General features: G+C 63.0%; 17 protein-coding genes. 12 read left to right on the top strand and 5 right to left on the bottom strand.

Translation table 11 applies throughout. The features are described 5' to 3' along the window. A partial coding sequence (locus tag EN955_RS27435) for a DegQ family serine endoprotease (protein ID WP_164769914.1) occupies nt 1–1299 on the top strand: 1299 nt, incomplete at its 5' end. A 43-nt stretch (nt 1300–1342) separates the two neighbouring features. Here EN955_RS27435 and EN955_RS27440 read toward each other — a convergent pair. Continuing rightward, nucleotides 1343–1915 carry a GNAT family N-acetyltransferase gene (locus EN955_RS27440; protein ID WP_024501412.1) on the bottom strand — a complete coding sequence of 191 codons (573 nt, stop codon included), beginning with the start codon at nt 1913–1915 and terminating at the stop codon, nt 1343–1345. Then, nucleotides 1912–2799, bottom strand: a complete 888-nt coding sequence (gene serB / locus EN955_RS27445; protein WP_024501411.1) for a phosphoserine phosphatase SerB — start codon at nt 2797–2799, stop codon at nt 1912–1914. The genes EN955_RS27440 and serB overlap by 4 nt, the downstream gene beginning before the upstream one ends. Here serB and miaA point away from each other — a divergent pair. Then, nucleotides 2789–3757, top strand: coding sequence for a tRNA (adenosine(37)-N6)-dimethylallyltransferase MiaA (gene miaA, locus EN955_RS27450; RefSeq protein WP_024501409.1), 969 nt, complete (start codon nt 2789–2791; stop codon nt 3755–3757). The two genes, serB and miaA, sit on opposite strands and share 11 nt — an antisense overlap. A 105-nt stretch (nt 3758–3862) precedes the next feature. Next, nucleotides 3863–4654, top strand: coding sequence for a GGDEF domain-containing protein (locus tag EN955_RS27455; RefSeq protein WP_013531037.1), 792 nt, complete (start codon nt 3863–3865; stop codon nt 4652–4654). 217 nt (nt 4655–4871) lie between these two features. On the opposite strand, the gene EN955_RS27465 is transcribed toward EN955_RS27455, so the two are convergent. Continuing rightward, nucleotides 4872–6701 (bottom strand): ATP-binding protein, encoded by a 1830-nt coding sequence (locus EN955_RS27465; RefSeq protein ID WP_024501408.1) that lies wholly within the window; start codon nt 6699–6701, stop codon nt 4872–4874. Between the two features lie 154 nt (nt 6702–6855). On the opposite strand from EN955_RS27465, the gene EN955_RS27470 reads away from it, so the two are divergent. From EN955_RS27470 to EN955_RS27480, 3 genes are read left to right on the top strand one after another with little or no spacing between them, the layout of a single operon-like run. After that, nucleotides 6856–7419 (top strand): XRE family transcriptional regulator, encoded by a 564-nt coding sequence (locus EN955_RS27470; protein ID WP_024501407.1) that lies wholly within the window; start codon nt 6856–6858, stop codon nt 7417–7419. A 4-nt stretch (nt 7420–7423) separates the two neighbouring features. Further along, nucleotides 7424–7732, top strand: coding sequence for a hypothetical protein (locus tag EN955_RS27475; protein WP_013531040.1), 309 nt, complete (start codon nt 7424–7426; stop codon nt 7730–7732). A gap of 44 nt (nt 7733–7776) precedes the next feature. Beyond that, the gene (locus EN955_RS27480) at nt 7777–8304 is read left to right on the top strand and encodes a GNAT family N-acetyltransferase (RefSeq protein ID WP_024501406.1); all 528 of its coding nucleotides are present in this window, start codon (nt 7777–7779) and stop codon (nt 8302–8304) included. Between the two features lie 4 nt (nt 8305–8308). Here the strand turns inward: EN955_RS27480 and EN955_RS27485 are convergent, their stop codons facing one another. Then, nucleotides 8309–9184 (bottom strand): LysR family transcriptional regulator, encoded by an 876-nt coding sequence (locus EN955_RS27485; protein ID WP_024501405.1) that lies wholly within the window; start codon nt 9182–9184, stop codon nt 8309–8311. 121 nt (nt 9185–9305) lie between these two features. Here EN955_RS27485 and EN955_RS27490 point away from each other — a divergent pair, with 121 nt between their 5' ends. Beyond that, nucleotides 9306–10457 (top strand): gamma-butyrobetaine dioxygenase, encoded by a 1152-nt coding sequence (locus EN955_RS27490; RefSeq protein WP_024501404.1) that lies wholly within the window; start codon nt 9306–9308, stop codon nt 10455–10457. After that, nucleotides 10454–11044 carry an HD domain-containing protein gene (locus tag EN955_RS27495; RefSeq protein ID WP_013531044.1) on the top strand — a complete coding sequence of 197 codons (591 nt, stop codon included), beginning with the start codon at nt 10454–10456 and terminating at the stop codon, nt 11042–11044. The genes EN955_RS27490 and EN955_RS27495 overlap by 4 nt, the downstream gene beginning before the upstream one ends. Before the next feature lie 71 nt (nt 11045–11115). On the opposite strand, the gene EN955_RS27500 is transcribed toward EN955_RS27495, so the two are convergent. Then, complete coding sequence (locus EN955_RS27500) at nt 11116–12918, bottom strand: NAD(P)/FAD-dependent oxidoreductase (RefSeq protein ID WP_024501403.1); 1803 nt, start codon at nt 12916–12918, stop codon at nt 11116–11118. Nucleotides 12919–13338: 420 nt separating this feature from the next. Here EN955_RS27500 and EN955_RS27505 point away from each other — a divergent pair, with 420 nt between their 5' ends. The 4 genes from EN955_RS27505 to EN955_RS27520 all read left to right on the top strand — a co-directional run bounded on the left by EN955_RS27505 (nt 13339) and on the right by EN955_RS27520 (nt 17946). Then, nucleotides 13339–14520 carry a DUF6600 domain-containing protein gene (locus EN955_RS27505; protein WP_024501401.1) on the top strand — a complete coding sequence of 394 codons (1182 nt, stop codon included), beginning with the start codon at nt 13339–13341 and terminating at the stop codon, nt 14518–14520. A gap of 257 nt (nt 14521–14777) precedes the next feature. Continuing rightward, a complete protein-coding gene (locus EN955_RS27510; RefSeq protein ID WP_081714172.1) occupies nt 14778–16559 on the top strand; it encodes an acetolactate synthase 3 large subunit in 1782 nt (593 codons plus the stop codon). A gap of 85 nt (nt 16560–16644) precedes the next feature. Continuing rightward, the gene (ilvN, locus tag EN955_RS27515; RefSeq protein WP_013531048.1) at nt 16645–17217 is read left to right on the top strand and encodes an acetolactate synthase small subunit; all 573 of its coding nucleotides are present in this window, start codon (nt 16645–16647) and stop codon (nt 17215–17217) included. Between the two features lie 132 nt (nt 17218–17349). Continuing rightward, the gene (locus tag EN955_RS27520) at nt 17350–17946 is read left to right on the top strand and encodes a LysE family translocator (RefSeq protein WP_024501399.1); all 597 of its coding nucleotides are present in this window, start codon (nt 17350–17352) and stop codon (nt 17944–17946) included. Nucleotides 17947–18313: the final 367 nt, after the last annotated feature.

An 18313-nucleotide genomic window follows, 5' to 3' on the forward strand; every position in this document is an offset into this window, starting at 1 on the left:
GTGCCGATGCCGCAATTGCCCGAGGGCTCGCCCTTCCAGGATTTCTTCGACGATTTCTTCAAGAACCGCGGCGGTGACAAGGACAACGGCTCGCAGAAGGTGCAGTCGCTGGGCTCCGGCTTCGTCATCGATGCCGAGCAAGGCATCGTCGTCACCAACAACCATGTCATTGCCGATGCCGACGACATCGAGGTCAATTTCTCCGATGGCGTCACCTTGAAGGCGACGCTGGTCGGCACCGACACCAAGACCGATGTCGCCGTGCTCAAGGTCGATCCGAAAGGCCACAAGCTGACGGCGGTAAAGTTCGGCGATTCCACCAAGATGCGCGTCGGCGACTGGGTGATGGCGATCGGCAATCCGTTCGGCCTCGGCGGCACGGTGACGGTCGGCATCGTCTCGGCCCGCAACCGCGACATCAATTCCGGCCCCTATGACGACTTCATTCAGACCGATGCCGCGATCAACCGCGGCAATTCCGGCGGACCGCTGTTCAACAGCGCGGGCGAAGTCATCGGCATCAACACGGCGATCATCTCGCCATCCGGCGGCTCGATCGGCATCGGCTTCTCCATCCCGTCGCAGCTCGCGTCCGGTGTCGTCGACCAGTTGCGCCAGTTCGGCGAGACGCGGCGCGGCTGGCTCGGCGTGCGCATCCAGCCGGTGACCGACGACATCGCCGAAAGCCTCGGCATGGCGACCGCAAAGGGTGCGCTGGTTGCCGGCGTGATCAAGGGCGGCCCGGTCGACAATGGCACGATCCAGGCCGGCGACGTCATCATCAAGTTCGACGGCAAGGATATTCATGAGATGCGCGACCTGCCACGTGTCGTCGCCGAAAGCCCTGTCGGCAAGGCGGTCGACGTGCTGATCGTGCGCAAGGGCGTTGAACAGACGGTGAAAGTGACCCTCGGCCGGCTCGAGGATGGCGAGAAGGCCGCCAACGCCGAGGAGGGCAACACCGATCAGGACAAGGGCGACAAGGCTCCGGCCGTTTCCACTGCTTCGGTGCTCGGCATGACGGTCGGCGAACTGAACGACGAGACACGCAAGAAGTTCAGCATTGCGGCCGATGTTTCGGGCGTCGTCATCACCGACGTCACCAAGGACTCGGCCGCCGCCGAACGCGGCATCCAGCCCGGCGAGGTGATCACCGAGATCGCACAGGAATCGGTTGCTACCCCCAAGGACGTCATGGACCGGATCGGCGCCTTGAAGGAACAGGGGCGCAAGAATGCGCTCTTGATGCTGGCCTCGAAGACCGGCGAGCTCAGGTTCGTGACGATCCGGATGGACTGAGATCCGGAAGATCGACAACACGACAACACTGAAAAAAGGGCGGCTAGCGAGCTGCCCTTTTTCTTGCCTGCCAGTCTTGGCGCGACAGTCTGTAGAGGACATGCCGTTTGAGATGCGGATGGCTGTCGGGAATGCTGGGGTGGTCGAAATCGCCGGACGGATCCGCGCTCATGCCGAGGCGTTGCATGACGGCGGTGGAGCGGCGGTTGGCCGCGACGGCGAATGACACGATTTCATCGAAGCCAAGCGTCTCGAAGCCGTAGGCCAGCCACGCTTCGGCTGCCTCCGTGACATAGCCTTTGCCCCAGAACTCAGGTGCCAGCCGCCAGCCGATCTCGATGGTGCCGGCTGGCAGGGATGGCACATGATCGGTGTCGAGGAGACCGATGAAGCCGATGCATTCACCGGTGGCGGTGATCTCGGCGGCAGCAAAACCGTATCCGTCGTTCGTGGTCCAGGCCCGGAGCTCGTCCATCTTGGCATCCGCCTGGGCGCGGTCACGGCGGAATGGAAAGAACTCCATCACCCGGTCGTCGGAGTTGATGCGGTGGAACAGGTCGCGGTCGCGATCCTCCCAGTTGCGCAGAATCAGGCGCTCGGTACGCATTGGTTTCATTGCACAAAGTCCTCCTGCCTGTAGCCCTGCATATAGAGCAGCGCGGTCAGGTCGCCATGATCGATGCGGACCTTGGCCTGTGCCGCCACCGTCGGCTTGGCGTGAAGCGCGACACCGGTACCGGCAAGGCGGATCATGTCGAGATCATTGGCGCCGTCACCGACGGCAATGGCGTCGGCGGGCGTCAGGCCGAGGCGCGCTGAAATTTCGATCAGCGCGTCGGCCTTGGCGGCGCGGCCGAGGATCGGTTCGCCGACCAGGCCGGTGAAGCGGCCGTCCTGTTCGAGCAGGCGATTGGCGCGGTTCTCCTGGAAGCCGAGCATTGCGGCGATGCGCGTCGTGAAGACCTCGAACCCGCCAGACACGAGTGCCGTCCAGGCACCGTTGGCGCGCATGGTCCGGACCAGAACACGGCCGCCCGAGGCCAGCGTCAGGCGATTGGCGACGATGCGATCGACCACGGTGGCGTCGAGGCCCTTCAGCAACGCCACCCGCTCGCGCAAAGCCGGTTCGAAGGCGATCTCGCCATTCATGGATCGCGCGGTAATCGTGGCAACATGATCCTTTACGCCGATCTCGTCGGCCAGCTCGTCGATGCATTCCTGGTCGATCATGGTCGAATCCATGTCGGCGATCAGGATTTTCTTGCGGCGGGTTTCTGCTTCTTGGACGATCACGTCGACCGCCTCGCTGGCGAGTGCCGTGCGCAAGACGGCACTCGCAGCGGCGGCGTCGGCTGCCTCAGGCAGGACGAGATCGCAGGCGATACCTTCAGCCAGCCAGACAACAGCGCTTGCGCCGACCGACCGTGAGGCCATATTCGCAAGCGACAGCGACAAAGCGCGCTCAGTGGGACGGGAAACAAGCGTGGCGATGAGCGGCATGGAACATTCCGGCGGGCAGGCGGGCAAGGGCCGCGTGAAGAACGCGATCCTGATAGCCGGGCCGACCGCCAGCGGCAAGTCGGCGCTTGCGCTCGATCTGGCCGAGCGCAGGGGTGGCGTGATCGTCAACACCGATTCCATGCAGGGCTATTCGGTGCTCGACGTGCTGACCGCCCGGCCGGAGGCGACCGACCTCGCCCGCGCACCGCATTTCCTCTACGGCCATGTCCATCCGGCGACGCCCTATTCCACCGGCGCCTGGCTGCGCGACGTGATGAAACTGATCGACGACGGCACATTCTCCGAACGGACAGCGATTTTTGTCGGCGGCACCGGGCTCTATTTTCGCGCATTGGCCGAGGGCATTTCGGAAATGCCCGACATTCCGCAACGGGTCCGCGACCGTTGGCGCTACGAATTGAAGGAGCAGGGCGCCGTCAAGCTGCACAGCCTGCTGCTGCGCGAGGATTCGGCGGCCGCCATGATGCTCAAGCCAACCGACAGCCAGCGCATCGTGCGGGCATTGGAGGTTCTCGATGCGTCTGGCCGTTCGATCCTGGAATGGCAGGCAGAGCGCGGCCAGCCGCTCATCGACAGGCAAAGCGCGCATTTCCTGGTGATCGAGCCGGATCGGGCGGCGTTGGTCGGACGCATCGACAAACGCTTCGACCAAATGCTGGACAAGGGCGCGCTGGACGAGGTCAAGCGGCTTGCGGCACTTGGCCTCGATCCCGAATTGCCGGCGATGAAAGCGATCGGCGTTCGCGAACTGCAGGCGGCGATGGCCGGAGGGATTGGCTTTCCCGAGGCAATCGAACGCGCCAAGATCGCGACCAGGCAATATTCCAAGCGGCAAACCACCTGGTTCAGGCATCAATTGGGGCCGGAATGGCTGAGGTTGCACCCCGGTGATGATCTGGAAACCACGATCTCAGCGCTTGCTTCCGATGCAACCTGAAAAGTTTACCTGCAAGGAAAGGTTCCCGTTGTGGTTGTCCAAATTAACCCTCCGTAAGCCCGCCCATGCCATAAGGTCGATGGGCACTTTTCCAACGGGGAGCAGATGCGTTTTCACAAGGCGGAATCAGCATTTTTCGTCTTTATATTCGTGATCCTGGCCGCCGGCCTGGTGACGCTGCATGCTTATGGACTTCTGCAGTCCTTCGCCGACGAGTTGCATACGGCTTCGGGTCTGGACAAGGTCATCTATCTCAACAAGCTCTTGTTCGCGACCGGCGTGCTCCTGGCCACGGCGCTGTTCTTCGGCATTTTCTTCATCTATCCGCTGATTCGAAAACAGGCGACGGAGGAGGGCAAGCTGCGCGCCATGACGGTCTCGCTCAGCGCGCGGTCGGAAACACTCGAGCATGCGGCGCTGACCGACGGCCTGACCGGCATGCAGAACCGGCGCTATTTCGATGATGCGCTGAAGGAGTATCTCGAGGAGTTCCGGCGCATCGAAAAGCCCGTCGGGCTGATGATCCTCGATCTCGACCATTTCAAGCAGGTCAACGACACCCACGGCCATGACGTCGGCGACGAAGTGCTCAAGGCCGTCGCAAGCTGTCTCAAGGATATGACGCGCTACCACGATGTGGTGGCGCGATTGGGCGGCGAGGAGTTCGCCGTGGTCACGCCCAACATGGACGCCGAGCTTCTGGGCAAGTTTGCCGAGCGCATCCGCAAGGCGATCGCCAACATGTCGGTGCTGTCGGGCAATGTCCGCCTCAAGATCACCACCAGCGTCGGGCTAGCCGTCTGGGACCGCAAGGAAACAGCGGAAGAGTTCTATCGCCGCGCCGACCGCCAGCTTTACGAGGCGAAGAGGCAAGGCCGTAACCGCGTCTGCGCCTAAAATCCCGTCCCTGAATTCGTGAGGCTGGCCGTCTGGCGCCGTTTTCTGTGCTTCCGATGCTCACGGACTCAAATGTCCGCTCCGCTTCGGTTCTCGAAAACAGCACCACCCGACTCGGCCTGACGAATTCCCTGACGGGATTTACCCAAGCGATCCAGGCAGGGCGCGAGCTTAGCGCGGCTTCTCAATCGGCCGGCAGAACAGCCGGGTCGCAAGCTCAATCGTTTTGCGGGCGCAGGCCGAAGGTTGCGGGCTTGAGGCCGTAGCGCATGTCGAAATCGTCGTCCGATGGCGGGCGTGCGGCGGGTGGCTTGCGGTAGTCGGGGTCGCCGGCCTGGCGGCCTGAATCCACGACCTCGGCGAAGGCCATCGCCTGCTGCGTCGATTTCGGCACGTTGCGCAATCGTTCCACGATCGCCACCAGATCGACATCGTCGCCCGGCTTCGACGTGGCCTCTTCGCGTTTGGCGGTGCCGGGAAGCAGGTGGCTCGGCAGTTTTTCGAACTTCAGCCGCATGGTCGTCGCCACGCCTTCGCCGAAGGCGATGGCTTCGCGCTGGCCCATCGAGGACAGAAAGGCAAGCGTCGAGGCAGAAGAGTCGGCAATCGCCGAGCGGATGATCGCCTGGTCCTGCTCATTGGCAAGCCGCATGGCGAAGAAGGTCGAGCATTGCGACAGGATGGTCGGGTCGAGCTCGCCGGGGCGCTGGGTGACGACGCCGAGATAGCAGCCATATTTGCGGCCTTCCTTGGCAATGCGCGACAGCGCATGCCTAGTCGGCGCGAATCCGAGACGCGGGTCGGCCGGCATATAGCGGTGCGCCTCTTCGCACAAAAACAGAAGCTGCAGCTTGCCTTCGCTCCACAGAGCGAGATCGAAGGCCAGGCGCGCCAGCACCGAACAGACGGAATTGACCACTTCGGACGGCATGCCGGCCATCTCGAAGCAGGTCACGGGACGGCCATGATGCGGCACGCGGAAGATGTTGCCGATCGTCTCGTGGATGGTGTCCTCGATCAGGCGCGAGTTGAACATGAAGCGATAACGTGGATCGGCCGCCGCCGATTCGATGCGCGTCTTCAGCGATTTGAGCGTCGGGCGATCGGTCTTGCTTTCGAGCATGCCCATGCGCTCATCGATCTGCTTGAGCAGGTCGGCGATGCGGTAAGGCACTGGCGTATCGGCGGTCAGCGCATCGCTGCCGCGCCTGATATAGGAGCCCGAATTCGGGTTGCGGTAGAGATTCTTGGCGGCCGGGATCAGGTCGCGCAAGGCATCGATTTCTTCCGGCTCGGTCTCGCGGCCCCGGAACAGCACCTCGGCGAATTCCTCCAGCGTGAACATCCAGAACGGAAGATCCAAAGTTTTGGAATCGACCCTGACGCAGTATTCGGGCAGCGATGCCGCGAACTCGTTGTGCGGGTCGAGGATCAGGATGCGCAGATCCGGCCGTGCCGCGATCGACTTGCGCAGCAGCAGCGAAACGGCGGTGGATTTGCCGACGCCGGTCGTGCCGACAATGGCGAAGTGACGCGCCAGCGTATCGTCGATAGCGATGTTGGCGGCGATCGTCTCGTCCTGCGCGAGCGTGCCGATCGTGATCGAATGACGCCCGGCAAGGTCATAGACCGCCTGCAGGTCGCGGGTGCGGATGCGATGCGCAACGGCGCCGATATGCGGATAGGTGGTGATGCCGCGGTCGAAGACCGGTCTGGCGCCGGGCTCCGCACCGTCACGGACTTCGCCGATCAGCTCGATGCTGACCTCGATGGCGTTCTGGCCCTCATTGCTCCAGGCGCGGTCCGACTTGCCGATCGCGTAGACAAGGCCGACGGTTCGCGTCGATCCGAGATTGATGGAAATCATCTTGCCGACCGTCCACAGGCCGGTCACCGCGCCGTCGGCATCGTCCGCATAGGCGCTGATGGTGGCGCGAGCGCCGTCGCATTGCACGACATTGCCGAGGATGCGCTTGTCGTTCTGCTCGGTCTGGCGGCGCTCCTGCGAGGTCGGTTCCCCCACGGAGGCTTCGCGTTCGACATACATGGACAGGCCAATCCCCATTTCCCTGGAGAATCGATCCTACCCGAATGGGGTTAAGGCCCGATGAGGTCGGATGGTGTAGAGAGCATTAAGGGGCCTGTGAAAATTGTCGCAAGGCGGCTCTTCTCCGGCGTCAATATTTCGCTATAATAGACATATGGATTATATAGCGAACGAAATTTCCTCGACGATAGGCCGCAGGATACACGCCGAAAGGGTCATGCGTGACTGGTCCCTGGCAGATCTCGCGGAGCATTCCGGCGTCTCGAAGGCGATGCTCAGCACGATCGAGCGAGGCAAGACCAGCCCGACGGCGGCGCTTCTGGTGCGCATCGCGTCGGCCTTCGGCATGACGCTGTCGACCTTGATCGCGCGCGCCGAGCTGCAGGGCGGCGGGCTGCTGCGCGAGGCCGACCAGCCGGTATGGCGCGATCCCGATACCGGCTATGTCAGGCGGCATCTTTCGCCGGCTGGCGATATGCCGCTGGAACTGATCAAGGTGCATCTGCCGGCGGGCGCCAGGGTCAGTTTTCCGGCTGCTTCATACGCCTTCATCAAGCAGCAGATATGGCTGATTTCCGGGCGGCTCGAATTCATCGAAGGCGATATGGCGCACAAGCTCGAGCCCGGCGACTGCCTGGCGCTTGGGGCGCCGTCGGACTGCACCTTCCATGCCCTGGAGCCCGGCGCCGACTATCTGGTCGCCCTGGTCAGAGGCTGACACAATGGCAAAGAGACCAAAGCGCTCCCACAATGGGGGGCCGCCTCTCGATGAGTACAAGGGCCCGCCATGGGGCACGGGCGATCCCTATATCTTCCTGGCCTGGCAGGCAGCGCACGCCAAGGCGTGGAAGGCGCCGAGCCACGAGGTCATGCTGTTGCGCATGGACAGAGCCGAGCGGCTTGGCCTGACCTACGAGGAGTACACGCTCGAGATTCTCGAGCGCGGGCGGCACCTCGGGCACGAAGATGCCGACCGCATCAGCGCCATCAAGGCGGCGCGAAAGCGTCGCCGCGCGCGCCATCTGGAGTGACGGCAATGCGCCCGCTTCTATCGCAATCACAGGATATCCCGCACATGAACTCGATCGAGATCGCAACCCTGACCCCGGCTGCCGAGACGCAGGACGGGCTGGCTGAATTGCTGGTCGCAACGGTGGCGGCAGGCGGTTCGGTCAGCTTCATGCATCCGTTGGCGCCGCAGGCGGCGAGGGGTTTCTGGGAGAAATCGCTGGCCGCGGCGGCAAGGGGCGAAAGAGCGATGCTTGGCGCCTGGGACGGCAAAAACCTGGTCGGCACCGTGACCTTGCTGCTCGACTGTCCGCCCAACCAGCCGCACCGGGCCGAGATCGCCAAGCTGATGACACGCACAGACTACCGGGGCAGGGGCGTGGGAACGCGCCTGATGCGGGCCGCCGAGAGCCTTGCGGTGGAGAAGGGCCGCACGCTGCTGATTCTGGACACGGCAACCGAGGAGGGCGCCTCAGGCCTCTATGAGCGGTTGGGCTTCACGCTGGCCGGTGAGATACCGGACTATGCCCTGAAGCCGCATGGCGGGCTGACCGGCACGCTGATCTACTGGAAGCGAATCGGGCAAATCTCGTAACCAATCATGCCGGCGCGGAGAGGCGCGACAGCAACCACTGGCGGAAATCCTGCTCGGCGCCGGTCAGGCGCGCTGTCGACGCCTTGGTCAGAAAATGGCCCGATGTGCTGGAGAGTTCGAAGTCGGAAAGCCTGACCAGCGTCTTGCTGTCGAGCGCCGCATCGACCAGCGGCCGCGAGCCCAAAAGCACGCCGGCGCCGGCCTTGGCCGCTTCCATGGCGGCAACGAAGCTGTCGAAGCGGTGCGATCGCCTGGGATGGCCGGCCAGCCTGGCGGCAGCGAACCATTCCGCCCACATCTCGCGCGCGCCGGCAACCAGAAGCAGCGGCAAGGAGGTCCAGTCTGCGTCGCCGACCAGACCCGGAGCCGCCACCGGCACAAGCCGCTCGGCGGTCAGCCTGTCGGCTTCGCGGCCGGGGAAGGATCCGTTGCCGAAACGGATATCGAGCACCGAGCCCGGCAGGTCGTAATCGGTAGGGCGATGGATCGTCACCAGGTCGAGCTGGATGCGCGGCAGTGCCTTCGCGAGATCGGGCAGCGCCGGAACCAGCATCAGCAAGGCAAAGGAAATCGGCGCCCGGATGGTCACGGTCTGGACGGCGCGCGGCTCGAACAGTTCCGCGGTGCTGTTGCCGATGGTGGCGAAGGCCGACTGGATGTGGGGGAGGTAGGCTGCCCCCTCCGGCGACAGGGCGACGCCGCGCGCCAGCCGCGAAAACAAACGTGTCTTCAGCCGCTCCTCGAGAAACCGGATGTGCTGGCTGACGGCCGCCTGGGTGAGGCCAAGCTCGGCTGCCGCAGCGGTGAAATTCGACAGCCGCGCCGCAGCCTCGAAACTGCGCAGCCAGTCGAGCGGCGGCAGGGGTGTGGTTCGAGACATTAGTATATCGTGGTCATTGGCCAAAAAAGGATAATTTGAATTATGCCTCTCGCGCGATCAACATGCAATCGAAACCCTGCGGGTCAGCTGCGGGGGACGCAATGGACAGGAACGGATCTCCATGCTCACCCAGGCGCTGATCGGCGACGAAGGCAGAACAATCGAACTTGGCTGGAAGGACGGGTCGCGCACCCGCTTTCACGCCATGTGGCTGCGCGACAATGCGCTGGACGACAAGACGCGCAGCGCCGGCAATGGCCAACGGCTGATCACCATTCTCGACATTCCCGCCGACACCAGGATCGGCGCGGCATCGGTCAAGGGCGGTGCCCTGGAAGTCAGCTTCGTGCCGGAGCAGAAAACAGTGAGTTTCCCGGCGGCATGGCTGAGCGCCAATGCCTATGATCGTGACGCGGCCCGCCAGCCCGGCTGGACAGACGAGGCCACCGTGCGATGGACCAAGGCCTCGATGCAGAATTCGGTGCCGCGCGCCGGCTATGCTGCGGCCAGCCATGATCGCGCTGTGCTGGGGCAATGGCTGTCGGCGGTGAAAGCCTATGGCTTTGCGGTGATGGACGATCTGCCGGCCGAATCCGGAGCGCTGTGCAAGGTGTCCGATCTGTTCGGCTATATCAGGGAGACCAATTACGGGCGCTGGTTCGAAGTGCGCGCCGAGGTCAATCCGAGCAATCTCGCCTACACCAATCTCGGGCTCCAGGCGCATACCGACAATCCCTATCGCGACCCCGTGCCGACGCTGCAGATCCTGTCCTGCATCGAGAATACGGTTGAGGGAGGCGAATCCAGCGTCGTCGACGGATTTGCCGTCGCGGCTGCGCTGCAGGCTGAGAACCCGGAAGGCTTCCGGCTGCTGAGCTCATGCCCGGCGCGCTTCGAATATGCCGGCTCTTCCGGTGTGCGGCTGCAGGCGAAGCGGCCGATGATCGAGCTCGGGCCCGATGGCGAGCTGATCTGCATCCGCTTCAACAACCGCTCGCTGGCGCCGACGGTCGACGTGCCCTTCGCCGATATGGAGGCGTACTACGCGGCCTACCGCCGGTTCGCCGAACTGATCGAGGATCCATCCTTCGAAGTGACGTTCAAGCTCGAAGCGGGGCAGGCTTTCATCGTCGACAACACGCGCGTCATGCACGCCCGCAAGGCGTTTTCCGGAACCGGCAAGCGCTGGCTGCAGGGCTGTTACGCCGACAAGGATGGCCTGCTGTCGACGCTCGCGTCGATAGAACACGGGTTCAAGGAGGCGGCGGAATGAGCAGCCAGGATTTGAACGCGGACAATATCGTCGAATTCATTGCCGACATCTTCGAGCGCCGGGGTGCGGAATCCTACCTCGGCGAACCCGTCACCATGTCGGAGCACATGCTGCAGGGCGCCTGGTTCGCCGAAAAGGACGGCGCGCCGGACGAGCTGGTGGCGGCGGCGCTGCTGCACGACATTGGCCATTACACCAGCGAGTTCGGCACCTATTCGCCCGAGGATGTCGAGGACAAGCATCATGACGAAGCCGGCGGCGAAGTGCTGGCGCCGTTCTTTCCACCTGTCATCGTCGAATGCGTCAGGCTGCATGTCGCCGCCAAGCGCTATCTCTGCGCCACCGATCCGACTTATTTCGGCAAGCTGTCGCAGGCCTCGGTGCATACGCTGTCGCTGCAGGGTGGGCCGATGAATGCCGAGGAGGTGGCCGAGTTCCGCAAGAACCCGTTCCATGAGGAAGCGGTCCGGGTCCGCATCTGGGACGAGAGCGGCAAGATTGCCAACATGAAGACGCGGACGTTTCGCGATTACGTGCCGCTGTTGCAGCGGGTGGTGACGCAGTTCGCGGCGGGTAAGCCGGCGTAATTCCCTCAAAGAAAGGAGGCAGGGTGCAAGCCCTGCCTTCTTTCTTCCGGCTTCGCCGGAATCGCGCTCGCCTACCCCTTGTGATGCACCTGCTGCAGCCCGTAGACCGGCGTCGCCAAGCCGGCCTGCCTGGCCTTCAGCTGCAGCGCCAGGAATTGTGAATAGTGGCGTGACTGGTGCAGGTTGCCGCCGTGAAACCACAGCGCTTCCTGCTGTGTAGGCTTCCACATGTTGCGCAACTCGCCTTCCCAGGGACCGGGATCCTTGGTGGTGTTCGAGCCGAGGCCCCAGCATTTGCCGACCTTGTCGGCGGTTTCGCGCGATATCAGATCGGCGGCCCAGCCGTTCATCGAGCCGTAGCCGGTGGCGTAGACGATGAGGTCCGCAGGCAGTTCCGACCCGTCGCTGAGCAGGACCGAGTGCTGCTTGATCTCTTCGACGTCGACGCCGCTCTTCAGCTTGATCGAACCATCGATGACCAACTGCGATGCGCCAACATCGATGTAATAGCCAGAGCCGCGCCTGAGGTACTTCATGAACAGGCCGGACTCGTCGTCGCCCCAGTCGAGCATGAAACCGGCCTTTTCCAGTCCCTTGTAGAATGCCGCATCGCGTTTCTTCATCTCGGCATAGGCCGGGATCTGGAACTCGTGCAGGATCTTGTAGGGCAGCGAAGCGAAGATGAGATCGGCCTTGGCGGTGGTGATGCCATTCTGCAGCGCCTGCTCCGAATAGAGCGAACCCAGTCCGATTTCCATCAACGTGTCGGACCTGGAGATATGGGTACTCGAGCGCTGCACCATGGTCACGTCGGCGCCGGCTTCCCAAAGTGCGGCAGCGATGTCATGGGCGGAATTGTTGGATCCGATGACAACGGCCTTTTTGCCGGCATAGGCGTCGGGACCCGGATGCTTCGACGAGTGGTGCTGATCGCCCCTGAAGGTCTCCATGCCCTTGAATTTCGGCAGATTGGCTTTGCCGGACTGTCCGGTCGCCAGCACCAGCTGCTTCGGCTTCAGCGTGATGTCCTTGCCGTCACGGTGGACGACAACGGTCCATTCCTTCGTCTTGTCGTCATAAGAGGCGCTTTTGGCCTCGGTCGAGGACCAGTAATTCAGCTCCATTACCTTGGTGTACATTTCCAGCCAGTCGCCGATCTTGTCCTTGGGCGAGAAGACCGGCCAGTTCTTGGGGAAATCGATATAGGGCAGATGGTCGTACCAGACCGGGTCATGCAGGCAGAGCGACTTGTAGCGCTTGCGCCAGCTGTCGCCGGCACGCTCGTTCTTCTCGATGATGATGGTCGGCACGCCAAGCTGCCGCAGCCGCGCGCCGAGCGCGATACCGCCCTGGCCGCCACCGATGATCACCGTATAGGGCTGCGTCTTGAAGCCGAGCTCGGCGGCTTCCCTCTCGCGCTCTTCCTTCCATGTCGGACGGTTCTTGCCCGAGCCGTGCCTGGCGCCCATCGGCCGCGCGAAGCCTGCCGGCTCCTCATGGCCTTTCAGTTCGGCCATGGTGGTCAGCAGCGTCCAGATCTTGCCGTTCTTCAGCCTGACATGGCCGAAGCCGCGTGCCGCCTCCGTCTCGAAGCTGATCCAGCCCTCGATCAGTTCGCCGCTCTCGGTCGCATCCTCGCCCTTGGCGATGGCGAAGTGCGATGGCCTGGTGTTCGACAACTGGCTTTTCAGCATGTCGCGGACCTGGTCGCGGCCTTCCATGGTCTTGATGTTCCAGGTGAAGGTAACGAGGTCGCGCCAGTAGCAATCTTCTTGAAAGCAATCGACCGCCTTCTCGATGTCATTGGCAGCAAGCGCGGCGCCGAACTGGTCGAGTACGTCAGACAGTTTCTTGCTAGAGGGCTTGTCGAGCATCAGGTTTCCTCCCGTGAAATCCAGATCGTCATGGTGATGGCTCCGACGGGCTTGCCGCCGGACGATCAAGTATCGTCAGAGATGGCGGCCCTCGTCACGCCCCACCATAGTTTCCAGCGGTTTCAATGGTTTATTCGCAAAATGGGATCACCCGGCGGTTTCGCAATCGCCCGGGCGCCGGAAACGACCGTCCCATTTGTGAATGCCGCGCCGGTCGCGCAAAGTTGATGGTCAAATGCCGCAATGCGGTCACCGGGGCCGATGACAACCGATCGGTGAGAAGCCGGGAAGCGGTGGCGGGCAGCAGGGCGGTTCCCGGGATTTTCTGGATGCGGAACTCTGGAGCCCGTTATGATTATCATATCCTTTTTCCAAGCGTCTTCACGCCACTCTCTCGGCCGGCGTGGACGTGCTGCAGCAATGGCCGCGGTCATGGCCTTGAGCGCGACGCTGACCGGCCCGCTGGTGCTGCCCGGAACACAGGCGCATGCGGCGGAAATTTCCGTCACCGTCCGCGAAAGGCTTTCGAACTATGGCGGATGGCGAACCTCCAGCCGCTTCGGCGATGTCTGGGTTCCCTCGGTGCGTACCCAATGGCGGCCCTACACCGAAGGCAGGTGGGTCTGGACCGACGATGGCTGGTACTGGCAGTCCACCGAGCCATTCGGCGATGTCGTCTATCACTATGGCCGCTGGGCGTATGATCCCGATTTCGGCTGGGTGTGGATCGCCGGCGATCAATGGGCGCCAGCCTGGGTGGTCTGGCGTCAGGGCGGCAATGATGTCGGCTGGGCTCCGGCGCCGCCCGACGTCGGTGTCGCCTTCGACGACGCCTGGTGGTGTTTCGTGCCGGTGGCGGCGATCGGCGCAGTGGATCTGGTCAGGGTGGTGCGGCCGGTTCAGGAGAACGTCGTCATCGTGCGCAACACGACATTCATCAACCAGACGGTCGTGGTCAACAATGGGCCACGCGTGCGGCTTGGCAACCAGGTGGTTGCAATCAATGCCGGACCCCGGCTGCAGCAACTCCCGAAGCCAGTCATCGACTCGATCAAGGCGGCAAGACTGGTTCCTCCGCCCAAAGGCGTGTTTGCCAGTGCACGTCTCGATGCTTCCAGGGGCGCCGAGATCAAGAGGCTTGCCGGCAATGCACTGCCTGCCACCAAGGCGGCCAATGGGAACGGGCAAATCGTGGCGGGCCATGGCCCCAAGATTGCGAGCGGCGACAAGGCCACGTCTCCGAGCGCTGTGACAGCGAGCAATCCAGCCGTCGCGAAGCCTGGCAACACCGTGCGCAAGCGGATGGCCGCCGGCAACGGCGCGAAGGCCGATGCGCTCAAGCTGCATGCCGACAGGACCGCGGGCGATGGACGTATCGTTGTCAAATCGTTGGCCAAACCGGGGTCGGCCAAGCCGGTCTCGGGGCAGCGTCCTGCACGCGGTGCCGGGCAACAAAAGCCGCATCAGCAGGCGTTGGCAATGCACATGCCCCAGCACCATGGCCCGGCAAGGGTGGCACCTCACCATCCGCCAGCGAAGATGCAGGCGAGGAAGGTGTCCAACTGCGATCCGCGCGTTTCCCGCTGCAAGGCGCCGCGCTGATCGCCTCAATCGCGCCGGCACGCTGTGCGCGCCGGCGCGATTTTTCCCGTTGACAGGTCGCCTTGCCCGCCCTTAGTGTCCGCCACCATGAAAACAGCACTCATTCTCGTAGGAAAGCGCGTGGGCAAGGCGGTGTAACCGCCGGGCGAAAACCCCCCATGCGCAAGACACAGGCTCCCTCGGGGGCCTTTTTTATTGCTTGAAACACGACTAAACGACCAGCAAACGCCCAATGGCGACAGTACGGGACCAGACCGATGAGCAACGGACAGAACGAGCGGCGCGAGATGACGGGCGCCGAAATGGTGGTGCAGGCGCTGAAGGACAATGGCGTCAAGCATGTCTTCGGCTATCCCGGCGGCGCTGTCCTTCCGATCTATGACGAGATTTTTCAGCAAGACGAGGTCGAGCACATACTGGTGCGCCATGAGCAGGGCGCCGGCCATGCGGCGGAAGGCTATGCGCGTTCGACCGGTAAGGCCGGCGTGATGCTGGTGACCTCCGGCCCGGGCGCCACCAATGCGGTGACGCCGCTGCAGGACGCGTTGATGGATTCGATCCCGCTGGTCTGCCTGACCGGGCAGGTGCCGACCTCGCTGATCGGCTCGGACGCTTTTCAGGAATGCGATACGGTCGGCATCACGCGCCCCTGCACCAAGCACAACTGGCTGGTGAAGGACGTCAACGAGCTCGCCGCCACCATCCACGAGGCCTTTCATGTCGCGACCACCGGCCGTCCCGGTCCGGTCGTCGTCGACATCCCGAAGGATGTGCAGTTCGCCAAGGGATTCTATGTCCCGCCGCAGATCGCGCCACGCACCAGCTACCAGCCAAAGGTCCAGGGCGACCTGGAGAAGATCAAGGCGGCGGTCGAGTTGATGGCGGGCGCCAAGAAGCCGATCATCTACAGCGGCGGCGGCGTCATCAATTCCGGCCCGGAAGCGAGCCATCTGCTGCGCGAACTGGTCGATCTCACCGGTTTCCCGATCACCTCGACGCTGATGGGCCTCGGCGCCTATCCGGCATCAGGCAAGAACTGGATGGGCATGCTCGGCATGCACGGCACCTATGAAGCCAACATGGCCATGCATGATTGCGACGTGATGATCTGCATCGGCGCGCGCTTCGACGACCGCATCACCGGTCGGCTGACCGCCTTCTCGCCGAACTCGAAGAAGATCCACATCGACATCGATCCGTCGTCGATCAACAAGAACGTCCACACCGAGGTGCCGATCATCGGCGATGTCGGCCGGGTGCTGGAGGATATGGTGCGGCTGTGGCGGGCGAGCGCCAAGGCCGACAAGAAGGCGCTCTACCCCTGGTGGGAGCAGATCGCCAAATGGCGTGCGCGCGACTCGCTCGCCTACAAGATGAACAACGACGTGATCATGCCGCAATACGCCATCGAGCGGCTCTACGAACTGACCAAGGGCATGGACACCTACATCACCACCGAGGTCGGCCAGCACCAGATGTGGGCGGCGCAGCACTATCGTTTCGAGAAGCCGAACCGCTGGATGACGTCGGGCGGGCTGGGCACGATGGGTTATGGCCTGCCGGCAGCACTCGGCGTGCAGATCGCGCATCCCGACGCTTTGGTCATCGACATTGCGGGCGACGCCTCGGTGCAGATGACGATGCAGGAGATGAGCGCGGCGGTGCAGCACGACGCGCCGATCAAGATCTTCATCCTCAACAACCAGTATATGGGCATGGTGCGGCAGTGGCAGCAATTGCTGCACGGCAACCGGCTGTCGCATTCCTATACCGAGGCAATGCCGGACTTCGTCAAGCTGGCCGAGGCCTATGGCGGCCACGGCATTCGCTGCGAAAAGCCGGACGAGCTGGACGACGCGATCAAGGAGATGATCTCGGTCAGGAAGCCGGTGCTGTTCGATTGCCGCGTGGCGACGCTCGCCAACTGCTTCCCGATGATCCCGTCGGGCAAGGCGCATAACGAGATGCTGTTGCCCGACGAGGCGACCGACGAGGCGGTGGCCAATGCCATCGACGCCAAGGGCAGGGAACTGGTGTAGCCGGCAGAACCAAGGCAGGGCTGTCGCGAGAAAGCCCTGCGCAAACAACGAATTAGCTCAAGAGCTTGAAATCGAGATTCATGTCATGAACGCACAGCTACAACCGACCGGTTCGGCCTATTTTATCGCCAAGGAAACGGAAAAGCCGGAAAACCACACGCTTTCCGTGCTGGTCGACAATGAGCCGGGCGTGCTTGCCCGGGTCATCGGCCTATTTTCCGGGCGCGGCTACAACATCGAGAGCCTGACCGTCTCCGAGACCGAGCATGAAAAACACCTGTCGCGCATCACCATCGTGACGCGCGGCACGCCGCATGTGCTGGAGCAGATCAAGCACCAGCTGGAGCGCATCGTGCCGGTGCACCGCGTCGTCGACCTGACCGTGCGCTCGCATGAATCCGGCCAGGAGCGGCCGCTGGAGCGCGAACTGGCGCTGGTCAAGGTCGCCGGCATCGGCGAGGCCCGGGTCGAGGCGCTGCGGCTGGCCGATGCGTTCCGCGCCAGCGTCATCGACGCCAACACCGAGCATTTCATCTTCGAGATCACCGGCAAGGGCTCCAAGATCGATCAGTTCATCGCCATCATGAAGCCGCTCGGCCTGGTCGAAATCTGCCGCACCGGCGTGGCGGCGTTGAACCGCGGCCCGCAGGCGATGTAGGCCTTCGGTGCTGGCGCCGGGCGCGCCAGCCAGCTTCCACAGTGAGGCTTCTGGCCCCGCTGTGGGCCGTCCGTGGGCCTTTGCGGGTTGCCTAGAAAAGACAACGATCCTGACTTGTCGGGGAGGATATCCATGTCGCTTGACGCTTTCCTTGCCCTGCTTGTCTACGCCTTGGTGACTTCGATCACGCCGGGGCCGAACAATCTCATGCTTCTGGCATCGGGCGTGAATTTCGGCATCGTCAGAACCGTTCCGCACATGCTTGGCATCAGCATGGGTTTCCTCGTGCTGCTGCTTGCCGTCGGTCTTGGCCTTGGCGCTGTGTTGACGGCGTTTCCGGCGCTGCATACCGCGCTCAAGATCGCCGGCGGCGCCTATCTTCTGTACCTCGCCTGGAAGATCGCCATGTCGCGCACGCTGACCGGCAAGGGCGAGACGAAGGCGCGGCCGATGCGCTTCATCGAGGCGGCTGCATTCCAGTGGGTCAATCCCAAGGCGTGGGTGATGGCGATCACCGCCATGGCCGTCTATGCCAATGCCGAGCACCCGTTCCTGTCGGTGGTGTTGATCGCTGTGGCCTTCACCATCGTCAATTTGCCGAGCGTCTCGGTGTGGGCTGGGTTCGGCACCGCGCTGCGCGGTTTCCTGTCGGACCCGGTACGGCTGAAATGGTTCAACATCGCCATGGGCGTGCTGCTGGCGGCGACGCTTTGGCCGATGCTCAAATAGGTCGAGACGCGCATTCTGGTCGTCTCAGGCCGGAAGGCGATGGCTCGCAAGCCGTCGGATGGGGATTCAGCCCGTGTTGCACATCCATTGTGCAGTGCACATTAAATCTTCGTAATGCCGTGTTTTGGCCCTTTTCCGACAAAGGCGCGTCCTATCTATTCGGCGAAATCGCGGCAACGGGCCGTGATTTGCGCTAGAGTAGAACCATCGGACCACGACGTGTCGGGTGGAGAGGGCCTTTGACCATGCGTGGAAAAGTCGTTCTTTCGTTGCTTGCCGCCGCCTGTGCGGGCGCGGCCTGGCTCTATGTGTCTCCGGACGCGCTGAGCAAGGCTCAGCAGCTCATCGGCGCAAAGCAGGTCGCTGC

The organism is Mesorhizobium sp. M7A.F.Ca.CA.001.04.2.1, from assembly GCF_003998485.1.
In the GTDB taxonomy this organism is placed as follows: domain Bacteria; phylum Pseudomonadota; class Alphaproteobacteria; order Rhizobiales; family Rhizobiaceae; genus Mesorhizobium; species Mesorhizobium ciceri.

What these genes read in the sequence shown, in the direction of transcription:
- EN955_RS27440 (WP_024501412.1), bottom strand. Translation starts at nt 1,915, where the DNA reads ATGAAACCAATGCGTACCGAGCGCCTGATTCTGCGCAACTGGGAGGAT.
- miaA (WP_024501409.1), top strand. Translation starts at nt 2,789, where the DNA reads ATGAGCGGCATGGAACATTCCGGCGGGCAGGCGGGCAAGGGCCGCGTG.
- serB (WP_024501411.1), bottom strand. Translation starts at nt 2,799, where the DNA reads ATGCCGCTCATCGCCACGCTTGTTTCCCGTCCCACTGAGCGCGCTTTG.
- EN955_RS27455 (WP_013531037.1), top strand. Translation starts at nt 3,863, where the DNA reads ATGCGTTTTCACAAGGCGGAATCAGCATTTTTCGTCTTTATATTCGTG.
- EN955_RS27465 (WP_024501408.1), bottom strand. Translation starts at nt 6,701, where the DNA reads ATGTATGTCGAACGCGAAGCCTCCGTGGGGGAACCGACCTCGCAGGAG.
- EN955_RS27470 (WP_024501407.1), top strand. Translation starts at nt 6,856, where the DNA reads ATGGATTATATAGCGAACGAAATTTCCTCGACGATAGGCCGCAGGATA.
- EN955_RS27475 (WP_013531040.1), top strand. Translation starts at nt 7,424, where the DNA reads ATGGCAAAGAGACCAAAGCGCTCCCACAATGGGGGGCCGCCTCTCGAT.
- EN955_RS27480 (WP_024501406.1), top strand. Translation starts at nt 7,777, where the DNA reads ATGAACTCGATCGAGATCGCAACCCTGACCCCGGCTGCCGAGACGCAG.
- EN955_RS27485 (WP_024501405.1), bottom strand. Translation starts at nt 9,184, where the DNA reads ATGTCTCGAACCACACCCCTGCCGCCGCTCGACTGGCTGCGCAGTTTC.
- EN955_RS27490 (WP_024501404.1), top strand. Translation starts at nt 9,306, where the DNA reads ATGCTCACCCAGGCGCTGATCGGCGACGAAGGCAGAACAATCGAACTT.
- EN955_RS27495 (WP_013531044.1), top strand. Translation starts at nt 10,454, where the DNA reads ATGAGCAGCCAGGATTTGAACGCGGACAATATCGTCGAATTCATTGCC.
- EN955_RS27500 (WP_024501403.1), bottom strand. Translation starts at nt 12,918, where the DNA reads ATGCTCGACAAGCCCTCTAGCAAGAAACTGTCTGACGTACTCGACCAG.
- EN955_RS27505 (WP_024501401.1), top strand. Translation starts at nt 13,339, where the DNA reads ATGGCCGCGGTCATGGCCTTGAGCGCGACGCTGACCGGCCCGCTGGTG.
- EN955_RS27510 (WP_081714172.1), top strand. Translation starts at nt 14,778, where the DNA reads ATGAGCAACGGACAGAACGAGCGGCGCGAGATGACGGGCGCCGAAATG.
- ilvN (WP_013531048.1), top strand. Translation starts at nt 16,645, where the DNA reads ATGAACGCACAGCTACAACCGACCGGTTCGGCCTATTTTATCGCCAAG.
- EN955_RS27520 (WP_024501399.1), top strand. Translation starts at nt 17,350, where the DNA reads ATGTCGCTTGACGCTTTCCTTGCCCTGCTTGTCTACGCCTTGGTGACT.